This window comes from Paenibacillus oleatilyticus (assembly GCF_018998565.1).
GTDB lineage: Bacteria > Bacillota > Bacilli > Paenibacillales > NBRC-103111 > Paenibacillus_G > Paenibacillus_G oleatilyticus.
Genome location: NZ_JAHNZO010000029.1, coordinates 1 through 26,986, shown reverse-complemented (window position 1 = coordinate 26,986; position 26,986 = coordinate 1). Strand labels below are relative to the sequence as shown.

Annotated in this window: 25 protein-coding genes; 5 read left to right on the top strand and 20 right to left on the bottom strand. The window is 54.4% G+C overall.

Annotation, left to right across the window (positions count from 1 at the left end; translation table 11 throughout):
* Positions 1-72 precede the first annotated feature (72 nt).
* From KQX66_RS28495 to KQX66_RS28475, 5 genes are all read right to left on the bottom strand, one after another.
* The gene (locus KQX66_RS28495; protein WP_216796237.1) at positions 73-1,611 is read right to left on the bottom strand and encodes a coproporphyrinogen III oxidase; all 1,539 of its coding nucleotides are present in this window, start codon (positions 1,609-1,611) and stop codon (positions 73-75) included.
* A gap of 199 nt (positions 1,612-1,810) precedes the next feature.
* Entirely contained in the window at positions 1,811-1,987 is a 177-nt protein-coding gene (locus tag KQX66_RS28490; protein WP_010498701.1) for a hypothetical protein, read from the bottom strand.
* Between the two features lie 139 nt (positions 1,988-2,126).
* Positions 2,127-2,573 carry a D-aminoacyl-tRNA deacylase gene (gene dtd, locus KQX66_RS28485; RefSeq protein ID WP_216796236.1) on the bottom strand — a complete coding sequence of 149 codons (447 nt, stop codon included), beginning with the start codon at positions 2,571-2,573 and terminating at the stop codon, positions 2,127-2,129.
* 41 nt (positions 2,574-2,614) lie between these two features.
* A complete protein-coding gene (locus KQX66_RS28480) occupies positions 2,615-4,810 on the bottom strand; it encodes a RelA/SpoT family protein (RefSeq protein ID WP_127461949.1) in 2,196 nt (731 codons plus the stop codon).
* Between the two features lie 134 nt (positions 4,811-4,944).
* The gene (locus KQX66_RS28475; RefSeq protein WP_216796235.1) at positions 4,945-6,015 is read right to left on the bottom strand and encodes a CotH kinase family protein; all 1,071 of its coding nucleotides are present in this window, start codon (positions 6,013-6,015) and stop codon (positions 4,945-4,947) included.
* Positions 6,016-6,501: 486 nt separating this feature from the next.
* On the opposite strand from KQX66_RS28475, the gene KQX66_RS28470 reads away from it, so the two are divergent.
* Both KQX66_RS28470 and KQX66_RS28465 read left to right on the top strand, forming a co-directional pair.
* A complete protein-coding gene (locus tag KQX66_RS28470; protein WP_216796234.1) occupies positions 6,502-7,149 on the top strand; it encodes a hypothetical protein in 648 nt (215 codons plus the stop codon).
* A 119-nt stretch (positions 7,150-7,268) separates the two neighbouring features.
* Positions 7,269-7,931 carry a YwrJ family protein gene (locus KQX66_RS28465; RefSeq protein WP_216796233.1) on the top strand — a complete coding sequence of 221 codons (663 nt, stop codon included), beginning with the start codon at positions 7,269-7,271 and terminating at the stop codon, positions 7,929-7,931.
* 54 nt (positions 7,932-7,985) lie between these two features.
* On the opposite strand, the gene KQX66_RS28460 is transcribed toward KQX66_RS28465, so the two are convergent.
* From KQX66_RS28460 to KQX66_RS38030, 6 genes are all read right to left on the bottom strand, one after another.
* On the bottom strand, positions 7,986-8,498 hold the full coding sequence (locus KQX66_RS28460) for an adenine phosphoribosyltransferase (protein ID WP_216796232.1): 513 nt from the start codon (positions 8,496-8,498) through the stop codon (positions 7,986-7,988).
* Positions 8,495-10,948, bottom strand: a complete 2,454-nt coding sequence (recJ, locus tag KQX66_RS28455; protein ID WP_216796231.1) for a single-stranded-DNA-specific exonuclease RecJ — start codon at positions 10,946-10,948, stop codon at positions 8,495-8,497. The genes KQX66_RS28460 and recJ overlap by 4 nt, the downstream gene beginning before the upstream one ends.
* A gap of 23 nt (positions 10,949-10,971) precedes the next feature.
* Positions 10,972-11,922 (bottom strand): cation diffusion facilitator family transporter, encoded by a 951-nt coding sequence (locus tag KQX66_RS28450; RefSeq protein WP_216796230.1) that lies wholly within the window; start codon positions 11,920-11,922, stop codon positions 10,972-10,974.
* 96 nt (positions 11,923-12,018) lie between these two features.
* Positions 12,019-12,936, bottom strand: a complete 918-nt coding sequence (gene secF / locus KQX66_RS28445; protein WP_216796229.1) for a protein translocase subunit SecF — start codon at positions 12,934-12,936, stop codon at positions 12,019-12,021.
* Positions 12,926-14,158 carry a protein translocase subunit SecD gene (secD, locus tag KQX66_RS28440; protein ID WP_216796228.1) on the bottom strand — a complete coding sequence of 411 codons (1,233 nt, stop codon included), beginning with the start codon at positions 14,156-14,158 and terminating at the stop codon, positions 12,926-12,928. Before secD ends, secF begins: the two co-directional genes overlap by 11 nt.
* Positions 14,159-14,269: 111 nt before the next feature.
* Positions 14,270-14,977: a post-transcriptional regulator gene (locus KQX66_RS38030; RefSeq protein ID WP_306665896.1), complete on the bottom strand. Its 708-nt coding sequence runs from the start codon at positions 14,975-14,977 to the stop codon at positions 14,270-14,272.
* Positions 14,978-15,159: 182 nt separating this feature from the next.
* On the opposite strand from KQX66_RS38030, the gene spoVB reads away from it, so the two are divergent.
* Complete coding sequence (gene spoVB / locus KQX66_RS28430; RefSeq protein ID WP_216796227.1) at positions 15,160-16,725, top strand: stage V sporulation protein B; 1,566 nt, start codon at positions 15,160-15,162, stop codon at positions 16,723-16,725.
* Between the two features lie 13 nt (positions 16,726-16,738).
* On the opposite strand, the gene KQX66_RS28425 is transcribed toward spoVB, so the two are convergent.
* A complete protein-coding gene (locus KQX66_RS28425; protein ID WP_216796226.1) occupies positions 16,739-17,413 on the bottom strand; it encodes a DUF421 domain-containing protein in 675 nt (224 codons plus the stop codon).
* Between the two features lie 178 nt (positions 17,414-17,591).
* Between KQX66_RS28425 and KQX66_RS28420 the strand changes: the two genes are divergently transcribed.
* Positions 17,592-17,954, top strand: a complete 363-nt coding sequence (locus KQX66_RS28420) for a TIGR04086 family membrane protein (RefSeq protein ID WP_253957495.1) — start codon at positions 17,592-17,594, stop codon at positions 17,952-17,954.
* A gap of 139 nt (positions 17,955-18,093) precedes the next feature.
* On the opposite strand, the gene yajC is transcribed toward KQX66_RS28420, so the two are convergent.
* From yajC to KQX66_RS28380, 8 genes are all read right to left on the bottom strand, one after another.
* The gene (gene yajC, locus KQX66_RS28415) at positions 18,094-18,417 is read right to left on the bottom strand and encodes a preprotein translocase subunit YajC (protein ID WP_216796225.1); all 324 of its coding nucleotides are present in this window, start codon (positions 18,415-18,417) and stop codon (positions 18,094-18,096) included.
* Positions 18,418-18,513: 96 nt separating this feature from the next.
* Positions 18,514-19,653, bottom strand: a complete 1,140-nt coding sequence (gene tgt / locus KQX66_RS28410; RefSeq protein ID WP_216796328.1) for a tRNA guanosine(34) transglycosylase Tgt — start codon at positions 19,651-19,653, stop codon at positions 18,514-18,516.
* Positions 19,654-19,686: 33 nt separating this feature from the next.
* Complete coding sequence (queA, locus tag KQX66_RS28405; protein ID WP_216796224.1) at positions 19,687-20,748, bottom strand: tRNA preQ1(34) S-adenosylmethionine ribosyltransferase-isomerase QueA; 1,062 nt, start codon at positions 20,746-20,748, stop codon at positions 19,687-19,689.
* A gap of 79 nt (positions 20,749-20,827) precedes the next feature.
* Positions 20,828-22,960, bottom strand: coding sequence for a SpoIID/LytB domain-containing protein (locus KQX66_RS28400; RefSeq protein ID WP_253957494.1), 2,133 nt, complete (start codon positions 22,958-22,960; stop codon positions 20,828-20,830).
* Positions 22,961-23,005: 45 nt separating this feature from the next.
* Entirely contained in the window at positions 23,006-24,010 is a 1,005-nt protein-coding gene (gene ruvB, locus KQX66_RS28395; RefSeq protein WP_010498666.1) for a Holliday junction branch migration DNA helicase RuvB, read from the bottom strand.
* A gap of 71 nt (positions 24,011-24,081) precedes the next feature.
* The gene (gene ruvA, locus KQX66_RS28390; protein ID WP_216796223.1) at positions 24,082-24,723 is read right to left on the bottom strand and encodes a Holliday junction branch migration protein RuvA; all 642 of its coding nucleotides are present in this window, start codon (positions 24,721-24,723) and stop codon (positions 24,082-24,084) included.
* Positions 24,720-25,223, bottom strand: a complete 504-nt coding sequence (ruvC, locus tag KQX66_RS28385) for a crossover junction endodeoxyribonuclease RuvC (protein WP_036689929.1) — start codon at positions 25,221-25,223, stop codon at positions 24,720-24,722. Before ruvC ends, ruvA begins: the two co-directional genes overlap by 4 nt.
* A 210-nt stretch (positions 25,224-25,433) precedes the next feature.
* Positions 25,434-26,138, bottom strand: a complete 705-nt coding sequence (locus KQX66_RS28380) for a BofC C-terminal domain-containing protein (protein WP_216796222.1) — start codon at positions 26,136-26,138, stop codon at positions 25,434-25,436.
* 134 nt (positions 26,139-26,272) lie between these two features.
* Between KQX66_RS28380 and lepB the strand changes: the two genes are divergently transcribed.
* On the top strand, positions 26,273-26,821 hold the full coding sequence (gene lepB, locus KQX66_RS28375) for a signal peptidase I (protein WP_216796221.1): 549 nt from the start codon (positions 26,273-26,275) through the stop codon (positions 26,819-26,821).
* Positions 26,822-26,986 lie beyond the last annotated feature (165 nt).

Genomic DNA, 26,986 nt, shown 5'->3' with positions numbered 1-26,986 from the left:
TACACCTCTGCCATGTTATGATTACTACCTGATCATTTGAAATGAAAACGAAGCATGATCCGTTACGTCGCCTTACGAAGGCTGGCTTGCCGGAATGCTATAAGCATCGTTCAGCAGCCTGATTTTTTTGTCGACATACTCTTGATAAGCCTCATTGTAGAAGGAGGGCTCCTTTGGGTTCGGCATCCGTTCGATGCGCTGCTCGTAGCCGTCCTCATGCTCGACTTTCGGATAAAGCACTTTGCTTACCGCGCCGCAGCCGAGTCCGATAATCGTCTGACGCTCTTCCATCATCAGAATGTTGTACAGACTCTCGAACCCTTCGAGCGAATAGCCGACGTTCTCCTGATTACCCAAAATGTTTTTCTGCCGGTACATATAATATGGCTTGTACCCGTGCTGCTCCGTCCATTTGGAGGCCGAGCGGATCATCTCGGCGATTTCGTCCCGCTCCGCCACTTCGTACTCGCTTTTGTTCTTCGTCATCTTGGAAGCGCGCTTGAAGGAGAGCGTATGAACCGTCAGCGATTCCGGCAGGAGCTCGGCCGTTTGATCGAGCGTCCTCTGAAGTTCGGCCATTCCTTCATTCGGGAGCCCGATAATCAGATCCATATTGATGTTATTCAGCCCAAGCTTCCGGGCAAGCTTGAACTTCTCGATCGTTTCCGTCACCGTATGGTGCCGTCCGATCGCATCGAGCGTCGCCTGCGTGAAGCTTTGCGGATTAATGCTGATCCGGTCGACCTTCCACCGTTTCATCACTTCGATCTTGTCTTCGGTAATCGTATCCGGACGGCCGGCCTCGACAGTCAGCTCGCGAACACGGTCCATGGCCGGAAACGATTCGTGCATCGTGACAAATAGTGCATCCATCTGCTCGGCCGTAATACTCGTCGGCGTTCCCCCGCCCCAGTAAATCGTCGTTATGCCGACTCCGGCTTCCCGCATCCAGCGGCCCATCTCGCGAATTTCGTAATGCAGTCCTTCCAGGAACGCCTCGACGGAGCCGTTATTTCCCCGAATATCGTAGGCCGGAAATGTACAATAAGCGCATTTGGTCGGACAAAACGGGATTCCGATATAAATGCTTACTTCCCTATCCAAATGGAACAAATCGGGGATCACTTTCAACTGGCGTTCGGCTATTCCGGCGAGCAGCTCCACTTTCGGTTCGGTGACAAGATACTCGTCGCGCAGCGTTTGCTTGCAGCTTTCCATCGGTTGTTTCATCATCATGTTATGCATTAGCTTGGTCGGACGCACGCCGGTCAAAATCCCCCACGCCTGCTCCAGCCCGGTATACTCGCGAAGCACTTGAAGCAGCCCATAGCCGACCGCCCGCTTGACGGTGCGTTTATGCCCGGCGTCCCGCGCATCCATCGCCCGCTCATGTTCGTTGTCGTAAGCGGCTCCCGTCTCCCGGTCGGTCAGTCGGATCTTGGACCTGATTACACGTTTCGTTTCATCGGCGTCCACCTCGACGCGAACGTGAAGGCGCGCATCGTCCGTTCTCTCGTAGACCACTTCGACCTCTTCGAAAAAAAGCTTGCCTATATGAAACAGCTCATTGGCCTGTTCACCGAAACCGACACGCTCGAATTCGATTTTCAATGCATTCCATCCTCCGTTAATCGTCTGTGCGAGTCAGCCGCCGGATGCCGAAACGAATGCTTCGTCACTTATAAGACGGGACTACCGCACAAGAAGTTTCAAATTGGAACAAAACTAGCAATAGTTTAGCATATTTGGCTGTCTAATGAAACAAACGGGCCGCTTTCGCTCAATCCACGAAAACGACCCGTCTTTTTGGTCAGCGGAACGGCTTGCGCGCCGTCCGCTTCAGTTGCTCGCTGGAAGAAGAGAAATCGGCACGGATTTCCGTATCGTCCATGCCGGACGATTGCAATGCCGCCGCCTCCGCCAGACCGCCGGAAACAAGCTGCAGTTCCGGCATCAGTAAGCTTTGTTCTTTCGGCGATCGGTACATAATAGGCATAGACTCCTTAGATGTCGGGCAGCCGCGCAAGATGAAATCGTGCGCAGGCTTATCTCTCATTGTCTCCCGCCTGAGCCTTGCTTATTCGTATGGATAAAAGCCGCTGTATGTGCGGCTCCTTTCCCGGATTCTAATCCTGCTTGCTTTCGACGATAAGCGTAACCGGTCCGTCATTGACGAGCGATACGTCCATCATTGCCCCAAACCGTCCGGTCTCCACATGAAGCCCCGCTTCGCGAAGCATACCGTTAAACCGTTCGTAAAGCGGCTCCGCAAGCTCGGGACGAGCGGCCGCCATGAAATTGGGCCGTCTTCCCTTCCGGCAGTCCCCGTATAAGGTGAATTGAGAGATGGACAGCACCTGGCCTCCGGTCTCAAGCACCGAATGGTTCATTTTCCCTTGTTCGTCTTCAAATATGCGCAAGCCCGCTATTTTATCGGCAAGGTAACGGGCATCCTCCTCGGTATCGCCGTCCGCAATACCAACCAGCAGCACCAAGCCATGGTCGATGCGGCCTACCGTTTCACCGTTCACCGTCACTTGTGCCGCTTTGCTTCTTTGCAGTACCACTTTCATAAACGTCCTGACTCCGTTTCAAAAATAAAATTTCCGCGCCTTTAAGCCTGCATAATGCGCTGTACCGAATATACGTCCTTGATCCGCTTGATTTTTTCTACGACCGAATGAAGATGATCGATATTGCGGATCAATATCGTCATGTGGATGACCACCATCTTATTTTTATCCGAGCGGCCGGAAACGGCGGAAATGACCGTTTTGCATTCCGACACGACCTGCAGCACTTCGTTCAGCAGTCCGCGCCGGTCGTGACCCGTTATTTCGATCTCGACATTGTAATTCGCCTCGATGTTGTCCGCCCACTCCACCTCGATCACGCGATTCCCTTCTTCGCTGCATTCCGGCGAAGGAATGTTCGTACAGTCCGAGCGGTGAACGGATACCCCCCGCCCGCGCGTAATATACCCGATAATCACATCGCCCGGAACGGGATTACAGCAGCGGGCAAACCGCACAAGCAGGTTGTCCACTCCTTTGACCCGGACCCCTCCTGTCGGACGGCCTTTGCGCTCCTTATCCGACACCGGCGCTTTCATTTCCTTAACCTCGGACGTAAGCATCGCCTGCTGCTGGGCTTCCTCCGCTTCCCTGCGAACCTTCTCGGTCAGACGCGTTACGATCTGGGCCGCGGTGATGCCGCCGAAGCCGACGGCCGACAGCATGTCCTCGATTTCGTTAAAGTTGAATTTTCGTGCGACCTCCAGCATCTCGTCATCTTTCGTCAGCGCAGGAACGTCGTAGCCGAGCCGCTTCAGCTCGCGCTCGATCATTTCGCGGCCCTTGAGCACGTTTTCTTCGCGGCGCTCTTTCTTGAACCATTGGCGGATCTTGGTCCGGGCGTGCGACGATTGAGCAATTTTCACCCAATCCTGGCTCGGGCCGTACGAATGCTTGGACGTCAAAATCTCGATAATATCGCCGGTTTTCAGCTTGTGATCGAGCGGGACGATGCGACCGTTGACTTTGGCGCCAATCGTACGGTTCCCGACCTCCGTATGAATCCGGTAAGCAAAGTCGAGCGGGACCGAGCCCGCAGGCAGTTCGATGACTTCCCCCTTCGGCGTAAATACGAACACCAGATCGGAGAAAAAGTCCATTTTGAGCGACTCGACGAACTCCTGCGCATCCTGCGTATCGTTCTGGAGCTCTAGAATTTCGCGGATAAAATGCATCTTGTCTTCGTAGCTGCCTGACGGGACGGACGTGCCTTCTTTATAGGCCCAATGCGCGGCGACCCCATACTCCGAGGTACGGTGCATCTCAAACGTGCGGATCTGCACTTCCAACGGTTCGCCTTTCGGACCGATGACCGTCGTATGCAGCGATTGATACATGTTCGGCTTCGGCATGGCGATATAATCTTTGAAGCGGCCGGGCATCGGCTTCCACAGTGTATGGATGATCCCCAGCGTGGCGTAGCAGTCTTTAATATTGTCGACGATGATCCGCAGCGCCAGCAGATCGTAGATTTCATTGAACTGCTTGCTTTTCACCGTCATCTTCTTGTAAATGCTGTAAATATGCTTCGGTCTTCCCGAGATGTCGCCGTCGATCCCCATCTCCTGCAGCTTCTCGCCCACCGACGCAATGACGTCGCTTAAGTACTGCTCCCGTTCGGCGCGCTTCTTCTGCATAAGGTTCACGATGCGGTAATACTGCTGGGGATTCAAGTATCGCAGGGCAATGTCTTCCATCTCCCACTTGATCGCCGATATCCCCAGACGATGCGCGATCGGGCAAAAGATCTCCAGCGTCTCGTCCGCGATGCGCCGCTGCGCTTCTTCCGACTGGTGCTTGAGCGTTCGCATGTTGTGCAGACGGTCCGCCAATTTAATAAGAATGACGCGAATGTCCTGTGCCATGGCGACGAACATTTTGCGGTAGTTTTCGTTCTGGTGCTCTTCCTTGCTCTTGAATTTGATTTTCTCGAGTTTGGTGAGTCCGTCGACGATCATCGCACAGGTAGCGCCGAACTTTTCATGCACCGTTTCAAGCGATACCGTCGTATCCTCCACCACGTCATGGAGCAGCGCAGCAATGATGGAAGTCGTATCCATCTGCATGTTAACCAAAATGTCCGCTACGGCAAGCGGATGCAATATATAGGGCTCTCCGGATTTGCGCACTTGGCCGTAATGCGCCTGATCCGCAAATTCATAAGCTTCCCGGATTCGTTTCAGGTCATTTTCTTTCACATATGTGGATGCCTTCGCAAGAAGCTGCTCTATCCCCATCCGTTCATCCATTCCCTTAATTCGATTTTAATCCATTATGCCCTTGAACCGGGGGCTGCGTCAAGAATTTGCGGGACAAACCGACATATTACGCGCAAAACGGACAATTATACACGCTCCGCGTACGCTAACGGCTACAAATCCCGCAGCGCATCGGCTACGAGCCTTCGGCGTTCTTCGATGTACCTGCGAATCATCCATACTTCGCCCTCGAACTCGGAAACCGAGCATTTGCGGGCCGTATCCTGCACCACATGAGGCCTTATCGCGTTGTGCATGGCGTGGGCGACGGGAATGATTTTTCTTACTGTGAACGGGTCGTTCAGCATAGCCGCAAGCAGCTTTTTATACTTGCTCCGGACGGCAGGAAATTTCAACAAGGTACGTGTCAGCCGGTTATAGCCCGTTACGCGCACCAAATCGCTGCCGCACGGTTTGCCGAAGCAGTTCCTCCCCCAGGTGCCTTCGTAATCCCATGGAATGATCCGGTATTTTTGTGATTTTCGGTGCCGGTATATGGCATAGTTCTGATCGAAGCCGTCATAATTTCCGGTTAAAACGGCGCCTGCCAACCAGCGGAGGTAATTGTCGATGTCCAAGCGAAGCTGCAGATAGGATAACAGCGCTCTAGAGCTGTCCGAGCCGAGCGTATTCAGCTTGCGGATAAACCATGTGAACTTGCTCCGGTCATCCGAGGATCCGATCATTTGCTTGTAGCCTGAGAACAAAGAGGATTTTTTGCGGCTCGAATCGTTCGCACACAAGCTGAAGTTCGCATTATCGTTCACGGCATAAAATAGCGATTGAACCGAGATTCCCCGTCTTCGGAAAAAATAATGGTCGACCCCTTCGATTTCCAGATACACCCCTAAATTTTGGCCGTTGAGCCGCAGTAAACAATGTCTGGTCTGAGGACAAGGCACCCCGATCCACTCGAAAAACCGAAACGACAAAGCATTCCGAATCATTGAAGGATCGTCGTACTCGGCATTATAATGATACGTCTTTCCGCCGCGAACTACTTCGTAGGAACGTTTCGGGTAGTCGCGCGTATGTCCGCCCCGGTAGCGAACCCTGATCTCCTTTTTCGTCCCCTCGGACACCATGCTTCCTTGAACGAAGCGGTTGCTCCATACATTTTTTTGCAGCTGCTTCAACTGCGGCTCGCCAATTAGCACGTGTCTCACAGGCAGTTCTGCAAACATCGACCTTCCGCCTTTCTCTACAAAGCAAAAAGCCTATCCTTGAGGATAGGCTTTTTGTGTTACTTTACCGTATGCGTCTGTAAACAGCTCAGTCACGGCGATCGCCTTGTCTGCATACGTCTATGGTGTTTGACGCCAATTAACGCTAGCTCCGGCCGCTGATAGTTTTAGATTATGCTGGCGGTGACAGCGTTGCCATGAACAAACGTTAATTTTTGAAAAAGCGCACTTTCTCCTTGTCTCCCAAATCTACCAATACCATGGCCAGACCTCAAGATACTAGCGGAAAGTAAAAGACAACTAGATTTCAGACTATACCGAATGATGCGAGATACATATAAATAAATTACAAATCAACTCCATCGACAAATGAAAGGAGGTTAGTGCCCCTGCGGTAAGTTGGCGATTCGGTCAGAAGCCGTCGGCAGGGCATCTATTCAGATCATCGGAAAAACCACAATATTATTACACGGAGGAGAATTCATCATGGCGGAACATAGCACGTTTAAAAGTTTGATCGGTTCAGAGGTAAAAATTAACGGGAGAGGTCCGGATGCCATTACCGGTAAATTGATCGGAATTCATTCCAACTATGTGGCCCTAAGTACAGAAGATGGTGCCGTCTATGTAAATACGAGTCATGTGAAGAGCATTTTGCAGTCCCCCAACCAAAAAAGCTCGGGGACGATCGGATCGGTCACGACGCACATCAAAGCCTCCAGTTTTAACGATTTGCTGCAAGAGCTTCGCCACACTTTCGTGAAGATTAACCGGGGAGGTCAGGAAAAACTGGAAGGCATTATTTCCGATGTCACATCGGACCATCTTATCGTCATTATCAACAACGAACTTATTCGCGTCCCTCTCTTCCAAATTAAGAGTGTTACCGTCGGACTAAAAAGTCGTGGAGTTAAAAGCGGAAATAAAAACGGGAAGGCAAGCGGAAATGCAACCGCAAAATCAGGCGGCAATGTAAACAACAAGAGCAGTCGCAGCCACACGAATCGTAGTGACCTCAGTGACCGCAGTGACCGCAGTGACCGCAGTGACCGCAGTAATCGCAGTCACCGCAGCGGTAATCACAGTGAGAAATCACAAGGGTTTAACTTGTGGAAAGATCCTTTTTTCACTTAAGCCGCGGACAAGGCACTGCAAGCCTGCAGCCACCGGTGCGTCCGACAGCTTCGGGCGGCCATTTGGGGGACATCGTTTTCGCTTAAGTACTGCAAAAAGGTTATAAGGAGGTGTTTCATATGAAAACGATGCGCTCGTATATCAACCAGTACGTCGAATTGTCCGTCTCCGGCAAAAGGGATTGTGTCCGTGGTTTATTCATTGATATCGGCAGCGATATTATGGTACTTCACGATGGGGAAAGGTTTCTCTATCTCCCGCTCCTGCATCTGCAGCAAATGACTCTTTCCGCCAAGCAAGAGGCAGTTGTGGAATTTTCGGGGAGTTCATGGGAACCGTCCCAAGATTTATCGTATCGAAAAGTGTTAATGAACGCCAAAGGAATGTTTACCGAACTGTATATAACAGGGAATCAATCGATTCACGGATACGTCACGAGCATCATGAACGATTTTTTTGTCTTTCAATCGCCGGTTTTTCATTCCGTTTTGATCGCTATGCGGCATTTAAAATATTTGATTCCTTACAGTCCGAACACAACACCTTATGCCATGAATCCGACTTCCTTTCCGGTCAGCACACCAACCATGGCTCTGGCGCGAACGATCGATCAACAATTGAAAAAATTAGAGGGGGAGTTCGTCGTATTAAATCTGGGAGAAAACCCTGGCGAGATAGGCCTGTTAAAAACCGTCGACACCCCCATTATCGAAGTCATTACTTCCGGCGGCGCGTCGATGTTCATGCATATCGATCATGTCAAAACGGTTCACCGGCCCTAAGCTTAAAAAAGCGGCCCAAGGAATTTTTTCCCCTAGGCCGCTTTTCTGCGAATATTAATATTGCACAAGCGAAAATACTTCGATCCCGTCCAGCTTCTCCCGTCCGTTAAGCTCCAAAAGCTCGATCAGGAAAGCCGCTCCCATCACTTCTCCGCCCAACTGCTTGACCAGATTGATCGAGGTTGCAATCGTACCCCCCGTGGCCAGCAAATCGTCGGCGATCAGTACTTTTTGTCCTGGAGCAATCGCATCGTTATGCATCGCAAGCTTGTCTTTGCCATACTCCAGTGCGTAATCCGCTTCAATCGTCGCCCCCGGCAGCTTTCCGCTTTTGCGGATCGGGACGAAGCCGACTCCCAGTGCGATTGCGAGCGGCGCGCCGATCACAAAACCGCGCGCTTCCGGTCCGGCGATGCAATCGATCTCTTTGTCTTTCAAGCGGCGGGCAAGCTCATCAATAACGGCTTTATAGGCTTGGCCGTCTCTCAGCAATGTCGTGATGTCCTTAAAGCTGATTCCCGGCTGCGGGAAGTCTTCGATAACGCGAATATAGTCTTTGAAGTTCATACAATTTCCTCCATCGTGGAATGGTTTGGTTCCTGTCCTCTCAAAAGCTTCAAACGAAGCTCCTTTGCTGAGCAGTACAGAAGCTCCTGTTCTACGTCCGGCCGTTTCGAACGGCTGCGGTAAAGCAGCGACGCAGATAAATCTTTTTTCTCGGAGGAGGGTACAACCCTGTATCCTTCCCCTTCCGGCTCGATCAAGCCGAGCTCGGTAAACACGTCCAATATAAACAGGACGAGATGAGGCGAGAGTGCGCAACGTCTCGCAATCGCCTGAACAACCTGGATAGCTGTGGACCGGCTCCCAACTTCCGGCCGCAGCGCCATGACGGCGCCGTATACGGCCTTGAACATCTCACGGCCCGGCATGACGCTGCCTTGCTTATCCTCTTCGGTGCCACCGAACGCTGCGTAATAGCGCTGTGCAGAGGACGCTTCGGCGGCCAGCGCGTGCAGTTGCTCCATCCTCTGCGGGAGGCAGTAAATAAACACGTCCAAAGCCTCCGATAACGGCGTAAGTTCTGCGCGCTCGTTCACAGGCCGAAAGCGGCCGTGAATGTCGGCACACCACAACGTGTATCGAACAGAAGGGGATTGGAGCGGAGCCGGAACCGCCTCTCCAAATACGATGACGGCAGGCAAAGAGCCATGCTGCCCCGAATGATGGCGTTCCAGCCGTTCGCACAGCTCCGCCAGCTTCTTTTCCGGCTTCGGAGCCCCTCGCCAATCGAACAGCTGTATTTCCGGCACGCGCACGTCCTGGATCATAATTTGCGGACGGCGTACTCCGTTCCATTCGTTGATGGATAACTCCCCGAGCACTTCAAGCTGTGCCGAAGGCGATATCCATTCCGCCAAAGAAGCTTTGCCGAATCCGACCCCATCCATGGCGGCCGCCGTCTCGTCCTGCGCAGACCGGAGAGACAGCTTCAAATGCTGCTGCTCCTTGCCCATCGTGCGCATGTCATTTAAAGCAAGATCGCCGAACACGAAACGCGGAGACGGATTCCCCATCCCGAACGGTCCAAGCCGCTCCAGTTGTCCGATGCTTTCCAAGGTTACGTCGCTGAAATCGCAGACCAGATCCGCATCCAGCTGCGGTATGTAATCGTCCGGCGTCAGCCATTCTTTCGCCAGCTGCTCCAACCGAAGACCGAGTTCCGGCAAATGTGCCCTTGCAAGCGTCATGCCCGCCGCCATCGGATGACCGCCGTAATGATCCATGATATCGGAGCAGTGCGTTAAGGCGCGGTACATGTCGAAGCCGGCGATCGAACGCGCAGAGCCTTTGGCCATACCGGTTTCCGGATCGATGCCCAAAATAATGGTCGGCCGGTAAAACCGGTCGACGATCTTGGAGGCAACGATGCCGATCACACCAACGTTCCATTCTTCGTGAGCCAGTACGATAGCATCGGGCAGTCCGCCGTCCGCTTTGCGTTTTTCGACCATGTCTACGGCCTGCTTGGCCATTTCGTCGACAATGCGCTGCCGTTCCTTGTTCAGCTGATCCAGCTCGAATGCCAGCTGATCCGCTTCCTGTTCGCTCGTGGTCGTCAGCAGCCTTACCGCCGTGTCCGCACTGAGCAGACGGCCGCTTGCATTAATGCGGGGCGCCAGGGCAAACCCGATGTGCGTAGAGGATACCTCCCGAACCGGAACGCCGGCTATTTCCAGCAGCGATCGAATACCATAATTCGATGTCGCTCTCATTCGTTCCAAGCCTTGCTTCACGATGATCCGATTTTCGTCCGTCAGCAGCATGAGATCGGCTACCGTACCGATGGCGGCAAACTCCAGCAGCTCCTCGGGCCAACGGCCGAGCAGCGCTTGTGCGAGCTTAAGCGCGACGCCTACCCCTGCAAGCTGCTTGTAAGGGTATGGACAACCCCGCTTTTTCGGGTTGATCAATACGTAAGCGTCCGGGAGCACCTCCGGCGGTTCATGGTGATCCGTAACGATGACATCGATTCCCAGAACGTTCGCATACGCGATTTCCTTCACGGCGCTGATGCCGGTATCGACCGTCACGATCAGCCCGACGCCCTGCTCTTTCGCCGCGTCAAGCGCAGCGGTATTGAGACCGTAGCCTTCGTGAACGCGGTGCGGAATGTAATAATCGAACGTGCAGCCGAGCTGCCGCAGCAGGTGAACCATCAGCGTTGTGCTGCTGACACCGTCCGCGTCGTAATCGCCGTAGATGCGAATATGTTCCCCGTTATCGATCGCTTTTCGAATTCGTTCCACCGCTTGTTCCATACCATCTAAAAGGAACGGATCGTACGTCTGATCCGTTCCTCCGTTTAAAAAATGAGCGGCTTGCGTGGAATCTGTTATTCCCCGGACAACGAGCAGTCTTGAAATGATCGGCGGCAAATTAAGCTCCTCCGCCAACCTTTCAGCCGCATTGCCGTCTGCCGCGCCGATATTCCATCTTGCCTTCGCCTGAAGCATGACGGCCGTTCCCCCTATTCCTCTTAATGAAGCAGCGTGGGCATATCGTCAGGCTCCGAATCCGTACTTTTGTACGGATATCCTGCATCGTACGGATTGACGTGAACGAACACGTCGGAAACGTGCAGAAACCGTTTCATGAGCGTATGCTTGACGATTTTGGCAATATCATGCCCTTCCTGAATCGAGATGCGCGGATTGACGCTGATTTTTACGTCGACAATGACATAATGGCCGTGTTCCCGCGCCCGCAGTTGATCCACAGCAATAACGCCTTTAATGCGCTGTACCGTTTCAAGCAAATCTGCCGCATCTTCTTGATGCAGTACGTGGTCCATCGTGCTGTGAACCGAATCCATCAATAAACGGTATCCCATTCGAAGCACCATGACCGCGACGACCAAACCCGCAATCGGGTCCAAGTAATACAGGTAAGCCATTCCGAAATAGGAGCCGAGCATCGCGCCCCCGACGCCGATAAAAGCGGCAATCGAAGAATAAACGTCGGAGCGGTGCTCCCAAGCGTTAGCGATCAGGGCTTGACTCGCCAGCTTCTTCCCAAGCCGAAACTTGTATTGAAACATCGCTTCTTTGACAATGATGGACAAGATGAGCACTGTCAGCGCGAAGCCCTCCGGCGGTTCATGCACGCCGCCATAGATCGACTTCACAGCCGAAATGCCGATTTCCACGCCGACCACAAGCAGCAGCACCGATAAAACAATGGCCGCTATCGGCTCCGCCTTGCCGTGTCCGTACGGATGATCTTCGTCAGGAGGCTTCTTGGCCGCGCGAAGCCCGACCAGCACCGCCACCGATCCTACGACATCCGACGCCGAATGGAACGCATCAGCCATTAATGCTTTACTGTTGGCCATATAGCCGGTTACGCCTTTCAGAAGGGCCAGGGCAAGATTTCCTGCTATGCCGATCCATGCGCCCGCAGCCGCTTGCTTGTAACGTTCCTCCGTCATGGGCCACTCCTCCATGAGATTGATAGAAAGGCCGCGGAAACTTGCCGTTTCGCGCGGCCGGCCGCAGATGAACCATGGCTTCGGTAAAAGCGGTTCTTACGCTTTCGCTGCAGAGCTCTTTTTCGAGTCGATCGATTTGCTTTTCAGATCGTACCAGAGCGGGCCTGCAATAAAGATAGAAGAATAAGCGCCGCTGGTCAGACCGACGATCTTCGCAAGCGCGAAGAGCTGAATGGAAGGACTGCCGAGTATAAGCAAACAAACGGCGGCAATCAATACCGTTAGGACCGTATTGATATTCCTTGTCATCGTCTGCCAGATACTGTCGTTCAATAAGGACGCCAAATCGTCCGGCGTCTTCAGCTTGGCAAAGCGCAGATTTTCGCGGACCCGGTCAAAGACGACGATTTTATCGTTAATCGAATAACCGATCGTTGTGAGCACGGCCGCCATAAACGGCAAGTTCACTTCCAGCCGGAATATCGCGAACACGCTGATAACCAAAAAGGCGTCATGCAGAATCGCAATAATCGAAGCAATCGCGAACCGCCACTCGAAGCGGATCGTGACATAGAGACAAATGGCCAAGCTGGCTACCCCGATCGCGATGAGCGCTTTATTGCGAAGCTCCAACGCCATATCCGGCGTAACGGTATTGACTTCCTGCGATACGCCGTTGCCATAGGTTGCCTTGAATTTTTCCTGAATCTGTTTCTGGGTTGCTTCGGGCAAAATATCGTTAAATCTCATGGACAGGCGGTTGTTGTTGTCCCCGCCCAGCGTCATTACACCGGCTTCGACACCGACGCTTTTGAGCAGTTCTTCGGCTTTGGCCTTGTCCATCGCTTGTCCGGCCGAGATGTCCATGGACGTCCCTGCCCGGAATTCTACCCCGTAGTTCAAACCGCTGACCGACAACACGACGGCGCCGATGATACAGATGAGAAGTGAAATGATATAGAACGTTTTGCGATGTTTGACAAAATCGAAAAGTATTTTAGTTTTAGAGTTCACGGATTTCCGACTCCTTTACGCCAAAGTAGACCGGCTTCTTGAACAAATTGCTTCGGATGAGCAGCAAGGTCAAAAACCGCGCAAAGAAGACGTTCGTGATCACACTGAGCACGATGCTGAGCATCGTCGTAAGCGCAAATCCGCGGATGGCTCCGTTACCGATGTAAAATAACACAAAGCCGGAAATGATGTTCGTAATATTGGCATCCATAATCGTCCTGAACGAATGCTTCGAACCCGCCTTCATCGAGGAAAGAATGCTCTTGCCGCTGCGGATTTCCTCTTTGATCCGCTCCGCGGTAATGATGTTCGCGTCGACCGCCATCCCGATACCGAGAATAAACGCCGCGATCCCCGGCAGCGTCAATGTCGCGTGAATCCAGTCGAAGACGATGAGCAGCAGCCAGGAGTAGGTGATGATCGATATCGAGGCGACAAGGCCCGGTATCCGGTAAAAGATCAGCATGAAGAGCAGGATCAGCACGGAACCGACAAGGCCGGCTTTAACCGTTTCCTGCAGGGACAGTTGGCCAAGCGTAGCGCCTACGCTCTGCGTATATTTCTCGGTAAGCTTCAACGGAAGCGCGCCGAGGTTGATCGTGTCTTTCAGCTTGTTGGCTTCGTCATACGTATAATTGCCCGAGATGGTCGCTTTCCCGTCGGTCAGCACCTGCTGTACGACCGGCGCGGACAGTTGGGTCTCGTCCAAATAAATGGCAAGCGGTTGACCGAGCAGCTTCTCCGTGACCTTGCGGAATTTCTCTTTATCCTTGACTTCGATCGAAATCATAGGACGGTTCTGCTGGTCGAAGCCGACTTTGGCAGCGCCCTCTACGAAGTCGCTCCCCAGCATTTCCTTCGTGCCGTCCGGCCCGCGGAACGTCAGCTGTGCAGGCTCTTTGATGATCTTTCTAACTTCCTCTTCATTCGAAACCCCGGCCAGTTTCACGCGGATTCGGTCGCTTCCCTCGGTTGTCACTTCCGGCTCGGCAATCCCGAGGCTATCGGCCCGTTTCTCCAGACTGATCGCGGTTTGCTTGAGCGATTCGGGAGTAACCGGCTTCCCGGGCTCAATCGGCTCCACAACGTACAGAATCTCAAAGCCGCCTTTCAAATCAAGCCCCAGCTTCACTTGTCTGACAAGCTGCGGACTCGTCACTCCGATCGCGGCAAGAACGATCAGCACGATAGCGAAAAAAGCGACGATTCTTTTGATGTCCATAAAAGTCTCCTTCCATACTCAATATTCCTATTATACCTACGTGCGAAAAACGAGTCAATTTGCCTCTTTTTTCCTTTCTGTAAAGACGCGCGCAAAAAAGAAGCCCGGTCGCTAGCGATGGGCATCCTTGTATATGCTCATGGTCATCCAGTTCATGAACTGCGTCGCCTTTAAAGATAAAATATCGTTGACGATCCGGTGCAGCGGAGGAACGCCGGTCTTATGGTATTTGTCGCTGACGCACTCCCATATTTCCTCTCCTGTCACCTGCTCGTAACCGATCATGCGGAACTCCTCGGCTTTGCTCCGGCAAATTTCTTCGATTACCCGGCTGAGCTCCTCATCATTCATAGGCTGCTCTTCTTCCGGTTCAGGGTCCGGTTCCGATTCCATGTGCTTCATCCAAAGCTCCGGCAGATTGCCCGCTTCGGGTTCGCACTCCTCGTCGTTCTCCTGAGCCGAGGCCGAGCCGATCTCCTGCTGAGGCTCGACCGGTTTCGGATCGGCCGCCCCTTCCTCCTCAAGCAAACACGGGGCCGAAACCGTCTCCTCCGCCGACGAATCCTCCGGGTGATCGCCATTCTCCCTCTCCGAGTAAAAAAGCTCCATATATGGGATCGGTTCCGCAAGCGGCTTTTCGGCTGCAGCTTCCCGCGCCCCGTCTTCTTCCGGATTCCGGGACTCCGAGCTGTCCGTATTCTCGTTCCCGGTTTCCTCCTCCGTTTCCGGAGCGGAGGTGGCGGCGTGCTCCAGCTCCGCTTCCATGGCATCCGAACGCTTGCCGTCGCTGCGATCCTGTTTCCAACTGTCGTTTTCCATCTTGCAACCCTCCCGCGTGCGCAGCCTCGTTATTGTACCTATTCGCTGTACCCGAGCGTTTTCCTGCCGCTTGTGCCTGCGGCGTGCTCTAAAAATTATTGCATGCTCTTGGACAGGTTATGCATATCCATTAATAACACACGGGAATACAAGCCCATCCAGTAAGAAAGAAGGTCGGTCCCTTGACAAAACAATCATTTATCCAAGGAACGCTCATCCTCCTTGCAGCAGGCATTGTCAACCGCATCCTCGGCTTCATTCCCCGGATCACGCTTCCGCGGGTGATCGGCCCCGAAGGAATCGGCCTTTATCAAATGGGATGGCCGTTTCTCATCGTTATTCTTACGATCGTCACCGGAGGCATTCCGGTCGCGGTAGCCAAATTGATCGCTGCGGCCGAAGCCGAGGGCAACGCGGCCCGGGTCCGTACGATCTTTCGGGTAGCGCTTGCCCTGGCTACCGTAATCAGCTTTGTCTTTACGGCCGTCATCGTCCTCGGTGCCCGCTGGATTACGGACCATCTGTTCACGGACCCTCGGGTATATTACACATTCCTGTGTATGACGCCGATCATCCCGCTCGTCGGCATATCGGCCGTATTCCGCGGGTATTTTCAAGGCCGGCAGGACATGATTCCGACGGCAGTGTCCCAGGTGGTCGAGACGCTCGTCCGCATCGTTACCGTGCTCGCCTTTGCCTTCATGCTGCTGCCTTACGGCATCGAATTTGCCGCCGCCGGAGCGATGCTCGGCGTCATGGTCGGTGAACTGTGCGCCTTGCTCGTTCTGGTGCTGCTATACCGGCATAACCGGTGGCAGCGGCTGGCGTCTCACCGGGCAAAGACCGGAGCCAGACGATCGCTCAACCGCTTCGATAGCCTGAAAAGTCTTCTGCAGTTAGCCGTGCCCGTCACCGGAAGCAAGCTGGTCGGCTCCATCTCGTATTTTCTCGAATCGATTCTGATTATTCAAAGCCTTGCTGTTGCAGGCGTGGCAACCGGCGTGGCAACGGCGCAGTACGGAGCATTGCAAGGCATGATTATTCCGGTGCTGATGCTGCCTAGCGCCCTTACTTTTTCCCTCGCCGTCTCGCTTATCCCGTCCTTATCCGAGGCGGCGGCCAAGAACGACATGAAAACCATCCATATGCGGCTGCACCAATCGCTGAAGCTTGCCTTGGTGACGGGCGCCCCCTTTGCCGTATTGATGTATGTGCTGGCAGAGCCCATTTGCCAGTATATGTACGGGCAGCCCGGGGTCGGGGCGATGCTTCGGATGATGGCGCCCGCGGCGCTTTTCATTTATTTTCAGGCGCCGCTGCAGTCGACCCTCCAAGCGCTCGAAAGACCCGGAAGCGCACTGATCAATACGCTCGTCGGGTCTATCGTTAAGCTGACGCTGATTTATTTCTTGGCCAGCCGTCCGGAATTCGGCATCTTGGGTGCAGTTGTCGCCATCAGCGTGAATATCATGCTCGTTACCTTGCTGCACTGGAACAGTGTCGTGCGCCTGCTTCAGTTTCGCATGCAGGCCGGAGATTTCCTGAAAGTCGGAATAAGTATGGCCGTCGCCGGCTTTGCCAGTTATGTCGTGATGTATACGCCTTGGATCAACAGCGGCTTTACGCGTTTTGCCTTCTCCTGCCTGACGGGAGTTATCGTTTATCTGCTGATCGCCATGCTGCTTAAACTCATTAACCGCGATGACGTTTTCCGAATTTTATGGCTTGGCAAACGGATTGTGAAATAGCGGAGGCGCCGGCTCATCTTTTTTTATCGATAAACCAGCGGCCCCGATGATCGATGGAACAAAAAAATACGTCCTTGAAATCTTTGATTCCCTTATCTTGAAGCTGGCTCTTGAGCCAAAACCGGGTTTGACCGAGCTTGGTCAAATTTTCGTCCTGTACTTTACCGTCCATAATCAGCGGCAAAGGAAGTCCTTCGTAGCGAAACGACGGCGGCTTTTCGCCGGACGCTTCCGTTTCTTGCTTTTTTTCTACCACGGTCAGCTTGCCTGACGATTCGAGAAGGGCAAATTCCACATTCGCAAGGTTCGTCACTTTATTCTCTCGCAATTGCAGCAGCAAATCGTCCAAATTGTATAGCTGACGCTTCATTTCCTTCCGATTCAGCTTGCCGTTCTGAATAATGGGGGAAGGATTGCCTTCAAACAAGCGGCGCAGCTTTTCGTTTTTCAACGAAACAAAAGCAATGGTCAACTGAACCACGACCAGTGTTGCCATGGGAAGGATTCCATCGAGCAAAGGCTTCTTGATATCTTCCAGTACGAACACGGCAATTTCCGCGATCATGATGGAAATGACGAGGTCAAAAACCGATAGCTTGCCGATCTCCCTTTTTCCCATAATGCGCAGGGTAAAAAAAACGATCGCATAGATCAGGATGGTGCGAAAAAAAAGCGTCAGTAGATCCATGGACTCGACCTCCCCGATTGCAGTTCAATGCCTATTGTAGCCTCGGGGAACGATTGTCATGCGGGTGAATTGCTGGTAACCGATCGATGCTTCCGCAGCCGAAGAAAAGCTGTACTATTTCGGTGTACATGCCCATACAATGGGAAATAGAATGGCTTGTAACAGGAGGTCAAAAGGGATGATGAAAAGTTCGCCCTTATTTTCCGGCTTGGTGTACGCCGTGGCGTTCATGCTGGTCGGAACACTGCTAGCTTCGCTTGTATTGCTGGGAACGAATATTCCGGAAAAATCTTGGCTGGGCGCAACGCTGTTTATTCACGGAGTCGCCATGCTGGTGGGGGGCGCGGTATCGGGTAAACGCAGCGGCAGCAAAGGCTGGTACCACGGGGGACTGCTGGGGGCCATGTATACCGTGGTCGTATGGGTGATCGGATTTCTGGCTTACGATGCAGGTTTTTCCAAGGAGATGCTGGGGCTTGCGGTGGTAGCTCTGCTGGCGGGGGCGCTAGGCGGGATGATCGGCATCAATTTGAAGAAATGAACCGGACCGCCGGTCCAATCGAACGCTGCTCCCTCCGTACGGAACGGAAGCAAAAAAAGCGAGATCTCTTATCCCCGCCGGAATCCGGATGGAATGAGACCTCGCTTGTTTGCGTTTGCAGCGAAGCGAAATGGAACTATTATTTACCTTCAGAAGCCGCTGCAGAAGTTGTGACCGTATTAATGGCCGAACGCTCGAAGGTCAGCTTCGTGACGTCGTTCACCCGCAGGACGACCGTATCGTCCGTAAGCTCCAGGATCGTGCCGTGCAGGCCTCCGATCGTAACGATCTTATCCCCTTTTTTCAAGTTGCTCAGCATCATGTTGCGAGTCTTTTGACGTTTTTGCTGAGGGCGGATAAGTAAGAAATAAAGAACGACGAACATCAGGACGAGCGGGCCGTAAGTCACGAGATATCCCTCGATCCCCGGAGCCGCCGCCGTTTCATTTGCCGCTAACCACATTTGTCTGATTCCCCCCTTTCTACAGATTTTCTCTATGTATACCAAATGGTAAGTTCGATGAATCCCAAGCGGCTGCGCTCAGGATTCACCGGGCTTTTAGAACCCTTTGCTGTTCTCGTCGATGCCGTATTTCGCAAAAAATTCGTCGCGGAAATCAAGCAGCCGGTCTTCACGGATCGCTTGACGCACCCCGCGCATCAGCTCCAGCAGGAAATGAAGGTTATGGTATGTCGTCAGCCGGATGCCGAAGGTTTCGTCGGCTTTGATCAGATGGCGGATATAAGCCCGTGAATAGTTACGGCACGTATAGCAGGAGCACTCCGGATCGAGCGGACCGAAGTCTTCGGCAAACTTCGCATTGCGGACAACCAGCCGGCCTTCGCTCGTCATCACGGTGCCGTTGCGGGCAATGCGCGTCGGCAGTACGCAGTCGAACATGTCAATGCCGCGGATCGAACCTTCCACTAAAGCGTCCGGGGACCCTACGCCCATCAGATAGCGCGGCTTATGGGCAGGCAGATAAGGAACGGTGTAGTCGAGTACCTCGTACATCAAATGCTTCGGCTCGCCTACGCTGAGTCCTCCAATAGCATACCCCGGGAAATCCATGGAAGTCAACTCAAGCGCGCTCTGCTTGCGCAAATCCTCGTACATGCCGCCCTGGACGATCGCGAATAACGCCTGATCGTTCGGCCGGGCATGGGCTTTCAGACACCGTTCCGCCCAGCGGGTCGTCCGTTCGAGCGATTGCTTGGCGTAGCTGTGCTCCGCCGGATAAGGCGGGCATTCGTCGAAGGCCATCATGATATCGGAGCCGAGCGCATTTTGAATCTCGATCGATTTCTCCGGCGAAATGAACAGCTTGTCCCCGTTCAAATGGGAGCGGAACTGTACGCCTTCCTCGCTGATTTTGCGCATCTCGCTCAAGCTGAACACTTGAAAGCCCCCGCTGTCCGTCAGGATCGGACGATCCCAGTTCATGAAGCGGTGCAATCCTCCCGCCTTGTTCACAATCTCATGGCCCGGACGCAGGAACAAATGATACGTATTGCTCAAAATGATATGCGCATCCATCTGCTTCAGCTCTTCGGGGCTCATCGTCTTCACGGTAGCCTGAGTGCCGACGGGCATAAAAGCGGGCGTTTCGATCACTCCGTGGGGCGTATGCACCCGCCCCAGCCTCGCGCCGGATTGCTTGCAAGTCTTGATATGCTCATAGGTAACGGCCAATCCAATCACTTCTTTCTCTTCCGGTCAATTTTTCCATATTTAATGAATGAACATCGCGTCGCCGAAGCTGAAAAAGCGGTACTTCCGCTCGACGGCTTCGCGATAAGCGGCGAGCACGTTCTCCCGCCCGGCGAGCGCGCTGATCAACATAAGCAGTGTCGATTTAGGCAGATGGAAGTTGGTTAGCAGCGCATCGACGATGCGGTACCGGTAGCCCGGATATATGAAAATTCCGGTCCAGCCGCTTCCCGCTTGCAGCATGCCATCCTCGCCCGCTGCCGTTTCCAGCGTCCGGGCCGAAGTCGTCCCTACCGCAACCACCCGCCCGCCTTTTCGCTTGACGGCATTGACAAGATCGGCGGTTTCTGCGGATACTTCGTAATACTCCTCGTGCATCTCGTGCTGTTCGACAGTCTCGACCCCGACGGGACGGAACGTTCCCAGCCCGACATGAAGCGTAACATACGCTAATTGTATCCCTTTTTGTTCCAGCCGATTCAAATATTCCTGCGTAAAATGAAGCCCCGCTGTAGGCGCCGCGGCCGAGCCTTGATGCTTCGCATACACCGTCTGGTACCGCTCGCGCTCCGGAAGCTGCTCTTTAATATACGGCGGCAGCGGCATATGTCCCAAGCGGTCGAGCAGCTCGTTAAAAATGCCTTCGTAGCTGAAGCGCAGCACCCGGGTGCCCATCTCGCCTTCGGATTCGACGGTAGCGACAAGCAGTGGCGGCTCCAGATCTCCGTTCGCTTCCGACGGAGCACCGCCACCGAAATGGAGCACGGTTCCGGTCTTTAGCCGCTTGGCCGGACGGACGAGCGCTTCCCAGCGGTCCCCTTCGAGCTGCTTGAGCAGCAGCACTTCGGCTTTGGCGCCCGTGTCCGCTTTCACTCCGAACAGCCTCGCCGGAATGACCCGCGTATCGTTAAGCACGAGCACGTCTCCCGCCTCAAGATACCGTTCCAATTGTTCAAATGTATGGTGGCCAATTTCCCCGGTTCGTTTATCCAGCGTGAGCAGGCGCGAGGCCGTTCGATCCGGAAGCGGCGTCTGCGCAATGAGCGATTCGGGTAAATGGTAGTCGAACAAGTCCACTTGCATGATACGTTTCATCCTTCTGTAGGTTTCGTATTTATATTAACTTTTTTTATGCTGCGAACGGTCATCGTTCCTCAGGACCTCAAGGAGCGGCTTTCTGAATCGAGACGCCCGTGTAATACGTCAGCAAAATTTTCTGGTAATCGTAACCGAGCTCGGCATAGCCTTTGGCGCCCCATTGGGACATCCCCAGTCCGTGACCGTAGCCGGTGCCTTTGAAAATAAACTGCGGGTTCCGCGTAGCCAGCTTCACTTTGCCTTGCGCGTCCATCATAAAGAGCTGGTCATCGGTTTGTTTTCCCTTTCCGCCGCTGCCTGCAACAACGACGGGCTGAGAGGCAGAGGTCTGGCTTCGCGTCGCCCCCCCTGCTCCCAATATAGTATAGCGTCCCGTTTCTTCAATATCAAACCGGGTGCTGGGCAAGCCGCCGAGCATCGTGCGGAGCGAATCCGGATAAGCGGCTTTGAGCGGCTGTCCGTTCGCCGATACTTCCATTGCGCGGCCGGACGCCCCTCTCTTCGACACTTCAAGCCGGTTTACCGCCCCGCCGGTATAAGACGCGCCAAGCTTTTCCTTTAGCTTCGCCGCATCATATGGGCCGCGAATCCAGGAGTAAGCGTTCGATTCGACCTCTTGGCCGATAACGACGAAGCGGTCTCCGATGTCGACCTTGAACGCTGTCGGGTTAGTCGCATTGTCTACGTAGGGTGCCGGGCGGACGCTCACGCCGGTTGCCGTCGACTCGTAATATGGCAAGCCGGCCGGATTTTTTTGCCCTGTTGCCCTTGCGTAGTCGGAGTGGATGTAGCCGGTATTGCCGTTCGGCAGAACGATCCGGTACCATACCTTCTTGCCTGCTTGAGCGCCTTCGTCCGGGGATTTTTGGCTCTGTAAATACGCCACTTCGTTCCCCCATACTTCGGTCGGAGCCGCCGTCATCCCCCCTGCATTGGAATAATACAGCGGATTGATCAACCCGTTCTTATCTACGATCACTTCGCCTTGCGTCGCTTGCACCGCTTGCTGCGCGGCTGCGAATTCCCCCGCCACTCCTTTATAGGCTTGATCCGTGGTCGTGTCGGTGACGTGTGCCATCTGGTATTTGACGCCCTGCTTAAGCGCAAATGTACGCGCGGCGACAGCCTGCGCCTTCAACGCTTCCAATGGCCATTCTTTACTCATCTCGGAGCCGAGGACCGACACGAGATACTGCTCAAAAGGCAGCTCGTTGACGACGGCCAGCTTGCCGTTGAACCGGGACACCTCGATCCCCCCGCGGTAGGCGCGGTCGAACCGCTCGCGAACGGTGACGCCGCCCTGCCCATCCGCCGCCGTGGCCCAAAGCTTCGCGCTACCGCTAAAAGCAAAGGCCGCTAGCGGTCCGCCGGCGTTCTCCCCGCCCATGTCAAGCTCGCTGCGCTTCAGCACGTAGCTCTGCGCGGCGTCCACCGGCGTAAGTGCCACGGCCGGCAGCGCGGCCGTAATCTGCGCCTTCAGCGCCTGCAGCGCCGCGTTGTCCGCGGCTTCGCCGACGAACACGGCGTAGCCGGCTTCGGTCAGCGCCACGTCGGAATCGAAGCCCGCCTGCGACAGCGCTACCGCCTGCGCATTCGCCTCCGCCTCGCCGGCGAAGCTGCCCGCGCTCCAGCGCAGCGGTCCGCTGACGGCCGCGCCGGACTGGCCTGCAGCGGCCGACGCGGCCGCTTCCTTCGTCGCGAACGGGCCTACATAGGCCCGGTACGCCGACTGGCCGCGCTTCACGCGCTGTACTACGCCTGCAGCGGTCCCTCCAGCCGTGAGCTTCTGCGCCTGCGAACGCGCGGCCGTAACGTCGCCCGTCTCCGGCAGCTGCACGTAATACCCGTCCGCATAGACGCGAACCGGCGTTTTTGCCGACGCTTGATGGACGGGCTTCACCCCGGCCCCCCCGCGCAAGCCGAGCTGCAGACCGGCGTCCGCCGACAGCGTAACTGCGGCGGCCGGGCTGACATATTTGCCTGTATCGATAAATAAAGCGACACGAATATTGTCGAGCTTCGGCACCGACACCGCGGCGTAAGCGGCAGGCAGCACGCCTCCTGACGGTCCCGCTAAGCTGATTGCTGCCGCAAGCAGCAGCGCTGCCGGCACCTTCATTCCTGATCTAATGCGACGCGCCGCCCGCCCTACAGGAGTTTGTCCCATAGGATCGAGCGGCCGTTTCGTTGTATACATAAACCGCCGATTCCCCTCTCTTGACGGAACCGCCGATGCTTCCGCCTAAGAGCGGCTTGGCATCGGCAGCCCGAGATGTTTGCACGCGCTCGGCGTTACCATTCGTCCTCGCGGCGTCCGCTGCAAAAATCCGATTTGCAGCAAATACGGCTCGTAGACGTCTTCAATCGTTTGACTTTCCTCTCCGATCGATGCGGCAATCGTATCCAGCCCGACCGGACCGCCCTGAAAGCTCAAAATGATGGCCCGGAGCATCTTGTGATCGATCTCGTCAAGTCCCAGCGGATCGACTTGAATGCTCGACAGCGCGGCCTGCGTAATGTCAAGCGTAATGATGCCGTCGCCCTTCACCTGGGCAAAATCGCGCACCCGCTTGAGCAGCCGGTTCGCGATCCGCGGCGTTCCGCGCGAACGCATCCCGATTTCCCGGGACGCTTCGCCTACGATCTGTACCTGTAGCAGATCGGCGGTGCGGCTGACGATGTAAGACAGCTCGTCGACCGTGTAATATTCCAGCCGGCTGACGACGCCGAACCGGTCGCGAAGCGGAGCCGAAAGCAGCCCGACGCGCGTCGTCGCGCCCACCAGCGTAAACGGCGGCAGGTCGAGCCTCACCGAACGGGCGCTCGGCCCTTTGCCGATGATGATATCGAGCGCGTAATCTTCCATCGCCGGATACAGCACCTCTTCTACCGTTCGGTGAAGCCGGTGAATCTCGTCGATGAAGAGCACGTCATTTTCCTGCAGGTTGGTCAAGATAGCCGCGAGATCGCCCGGCCGTTCGATCGCCGGTCCTGAGGTCGTTCGCAGATTGACGCCGAGCTCGTTGGCGATAATATTCGAAAGCGTCGTCTTGCCAAGGCCCGGCGGTCCGTACAGCAGCACGTGATCGAGCGCCTCCTTGCGCATTTTGGCCGCTTCGATATATATTTTTAAATTTTCCTTCGCCTGGGCCTGACCGATATATTCAGCCAAATAGCGCGGACGCAGGCTGAACTCCATCCCTTGATCCTCCATCATCAGATGCGCCGAGATGATGCGGTCTTCCATGTTGTGCCTCTCCTTCCTGTCGGCTGTCCGCCAAGGCGGACGCCGCCTGCCGCGTCAAGCTTCCACACGGCTTATTTCATCAGCGACTGCTGAAACAGTGCCTGCAGCGCAAGCTTCGTCACCGCATCGGCCGTCTCGTCGCCCTTCAGCTTCGGCTTGACGGTTTGCCCCGCCCGATCGGCCTCGGCTTCGGTATAGCCCAGCGCAAGCAGCGCCGCCTTCGCCTCGCCCCAAGCGCCATTTGCCGTCGGTCCTGCCGCAGCAATTTCCGGCAAGCCAAAGCCGGAACCGTCCGCCTCGGCTGAAGTCCATGCGCCCAGCTTATCCTTCAGGTCGAGCACCATGCGCTGCGCCGTCTTTTTCCCGATACCCGGCAGCTTGGTCAAGAACGAAAGATTCTCCTGCCTGATGGCCGCCGCAATCACTTCGGGGCGGCCTCCCGCCAGTACGCCGATAGCTACCTTCGGCCCGATGCCGTTCACATCGAGCAGCAGCCGGAACAACGACTGCTCTTCCCTGGACAAAAATCCGAACAGCAGGTGAGCGTCTTCCCGCACATGGTAGTGAATGTACATTGTCACTTCCTCGCCGTCTTTACCAGCCCCAACCGCATACGGATTGGCGCAAAACACGCGGTAGCCGACACCGCGTACGTCCAGCACCACATATTCCGTTTCGCGGTGCGCCACCGTCCCTCTTAAAAAGTCGATCATCGCTTGTAAGCTCCGTTCAATTTTTGTTGTAATCCCGAAGAATGGGCATGGCATATAGCCACTGCCAACGCATCCGCCACATCGTCAGGCTTCGGCACGGCAGATAAATGCAGAAACATTTTAACCATTTCCTGCACCTGCTTCTTCTCCGCTTTCCCGTAGCCGACAATCGCCTGCTTCACCTGCAAAGGAGTATACTCGGCAATCGGCAGCCCTTGCTGAACCGCCGCCAGCATCAATACGCCGCGGGCCTGCCCGACGGTCAACGCCGTCGTGACATTCCGGTTAAAGAACAGCTTTTCGATCGCGACCGCATCGGGCTTATATTTTTCGATAAGCTGCACCGTCGCCTCGTATACTTGTTTTAGCCGCAGGGCATCTTCCGTACCGGCTTGCGTCTGGATCGATCCGTATTGAACGGGAACCAGCTTATGACCTTGTTTATCGATAAACCCGAAGCCGACGATAGCGATCCCCGGGTCAATGCCTAAAATCCGCAAGACGCGCACTCCCCCATTCGCTTTCCCCTACTGCGGCTCTCGGACCGCAAGAAGCGAACATATGTATTCACCTGCCATTATAGCAGATTATCCCTTCCATGAACACGGCAAAAAGTCCGCCCGGCCTCCAATGGCGCAGCGGACTTCGTCGCATTTCGTTATAGGACAGAGCTTGTCTGAATCGTTCGCGCGGGATTAAGCGCCTCTCCTCTAAGGAGAAGGCGTCACTTGCATCGCTTTCTCCGTTTCTTCTATCGCATAATCGCTCAGGGTTGAGAGCACGCTGTTATAATCGGCCAAATCCCTTATCCGAACCCCCTGATAAAGCTGCTTGACCGTCTCCCGGGGCAAGCTGCTTTCCAAATGCCGGATGTTCAGTTGAAAAAACGTTCGCAGCACGTTTTGTCCTCCCGCCCCCGGCACCCCTTCGAACAACGACAAGTTGCCTTTGGCGTCCAGTCCGAAATAAGCGTTGTTTTTGCACTGCGGGGATAAGTCGTCCACTTTCTCGATGAAATAAACCCGGTTTGCATTCCCGAGACTAACGGTCATCGACGGATGCGCTTTGTGGTAGGCCAAAATGTCGGCTGCGTTCATAATGCCGATCCGCTGCAGCTCTTCGCCGCAAACATACGATTTTTTTACAAAAGCGTCCCTTTGCCCGCTCATATCTTTTACCATCGCACGCACTTCTTCCTCCGGCTGCACATAGACTTCGACGGCGCGGCTGAAGACGGACTGTTCCTGACCCTGTCGGCTCCCCTTATCGTATAGCGAACCGCGCAGCATCCATGCACCCGCAGCGAACAAGCCGGCTGCAAGCAAAACGACAGCCAGATTCAGCCAACGGCGTTTCAGACGCAGCTTTTTTTTCAATTGCTTCTTTAACTGATTCCAAAAGCCGAGCAACATCATGGCGATCCCCTTCTGTCCGTGGTGTTTTGAATACCTGAAGCCTTTTTACTATTTTTCCCATGGGGATCGACGTTTATACTTTTTCCATGTATACTATGTTGCATACGAACAGCGGAAAGGAAGGGCGGTTGTTTATGCATCCTCTCATCAAAGAAATTTGGGCGTGGGTTCGTTCCATCGCAGCCGCTTTTGCACTGACGCTTGTGATCGGCATCTTTGTGTTTCAACCGACCACTGTGCTGGGCCATTCGATGGACCCTACGCTGCACAACGAACAGCGCATCTATATATCCAAGCTGTCGCATACGTTCCGCTATGCGCCGAAGTACGGAGATATCGTTATTATCGACAGCAGGGTGGAACGGGAGCGCACGCTCAAAGACGATGTGCTGGAACACCCATTGCTGATGTTCATTCGCGGGAGCGAGGACCCGAATATGTACGTCAAACGTGTCATCGGCAAGCCCGGGGATGTCCTGGAGCTCAAAAACGGTAAAGTATACCGTAACGGGGAGCTGCTGGAGGAACCGTACTTGAACGAGCCGATGCAGGTTCTCGGCGAGCACAAATGGACGATCCCCGAGGGCCATATCTTCGTTATGGGAGATAACCGAAATCACAGCAAAGACAGTCGGGAAATCGGTTTTATTCCGCTGGACCACGTATTGGGCATCAAGATGTGACATGAGGGATAAAAAAACAGCCGGAGGCTTAGGCTTCCGGCTCAGCCTGTTGAGAAACCCTCAGCAGGCTATTTCTTTGTTTCCGTTTTTTATCCATTCACCGCGTTAATATGATATAATATTGTTATCCTAACAAGGCGGTGGTTGCATGCTTCGCTCTAATCC